The sequence below is a fragment of the Oleiphilus sp. HI0043 genome (assembly GCF_001634935.1).
This window is the reverse complement of the sequence record NZ_LWEY01000838.1, coordinates 1-1,445: the sequence shown is the minus strand read 5'-3', so window position 1 is coordinate 1,445 and position 1,445 is coordinate 1. Positions and strand designations below refer to the sequence as shown.

The following is a 1,445-nucleotide window of genomic DNA, read 5'->3' as shown; positions in this document are numbered from 1 at the left end:
CTGCAGGTTGGGAGAAAGGCCAAGTCGAGAAAAAGGTGCGAGATGCTCGGCATCAGTTATGGCATACCGCTCCCAAGTTCAAGACTCTCGAAGAACTTAATGCTTGGCTTGAACGCCAATGTATTGAACTGTGGCACCGCCAAAAACACCCAGAACAATCCAATCTAACGGTTGCTGAATGCTGGCGACAAGAACGGCCATGTTTAATGCCTGTCCCAGCGCCATTCGATGGCTATGTAGAAGAGACTAAGCGAGTCTCTTCTACATGCTTAATTACGTTCGAGCGTAACCGCTATAGTGTCCCGGCAAGCTTTGCTAACCAGCATGTGAGTCTTCATGTTTATGCAGCTGAAATCGTTATCGTTGCCGAAGGCAAGGAGATAGCAAGACATAGACGTATCTTCAATCGCAAGCATGATGCAGGTATCACCAAGTATGAATGGAGACATTATCTAGCCGTGGCTCAACGCAAACCAGGAGCACTGCGTAACGGCGCACCGTTCGAGACCTTGCCAGACAGCTTCAAGTCCATTCAAAAGTATTTACTTCGACGACAAGGTGGTGATCGAGAAATGGTCGAGATATTGGCCTTGGTACTTCATCACGACGAACAGCTGGTTGAGCAAGCGGTTGAGGAATCTCTGCGATGCGGGCACCCCTCAAAACAGCATGTAATGAACTGTTTGAGCCAACTCATCGAACAGGAAACACCTGAGCCTTTGCTAACACCACCCTCTCTCATTCTAAACGAAGAACCTATTGCCAACACACAACGCTACGATCAACTAAGAGGTCATCCTTATGCACATTGAAACCATGATCCACACCTTCAAACAACTCAAACTACACGGTATGGCCAACAGTGTTATGGAGCTATCACAGCAAGCTGGGCCATCTTACCTTCAAGCACAGCCCATTCTTGAAGCCTTGATCAAAGCTGAAGTAACAGATCGAGAAGTGCGATCAATCGCTTATCAGATGAAGCATGCAAGGTTCCCAGCCTACCGTGACCTAGCTGGCTTTGACTTCAATCAAAGCAGTGTAGATGAAACGCTTGTCAAAGCGCTTCATCGCTGTGAGTTCATCGAAGGCAGCCACAACATCGTACTTATAGGAGGCCCTGGCACGGGTAAAACTCACTTAGCAACGGCAATAGGCGTACAAGCCATCCAACACCACCGACTACGAGTGCGCTTCTTATCGACCATTGAACTTGTGAATCAACTTGAACAAGAAAAACTCGAAGGTAAAGCGGGACGCATTGCGAACAGGTTAAGCCATACAGACTTGGTTATCTTAGATGAACTTGGTTACTTGCCCTTTAGTCAAACGGGAGGCGCATTACTATTCCACTTGCTAGGCAAACTATATGAGAAAACAAGTGTGATTATCACGACTAACTTAAGCTTTTCAGAGTGGAGCCAAGTCTTCGGTGACGCAAAGAT

General features: G+C 47.1%; 1 protein-coding gene and 1 pseudogene. Both read left to right on the top strand.

The features are described from left to right. Nucleotides 1-812 (top strand): annotated as a pseudogene (locus A3729_RS32710) (IS21 family transposase); the annotation flags it as partial. Next, a partial coding sequence (gene istB / locus A3729_RS09495; RefSeq protein ID WP_068633746.1) for an IS21-like element helper ATPase IstB occupies nucleotides 802-1,445 on the top strand: 644 nt, incomplete at its 3' end. The pseudogene A3729_RS32710 and the gene istB, both read left to right, overlap by 11 nt.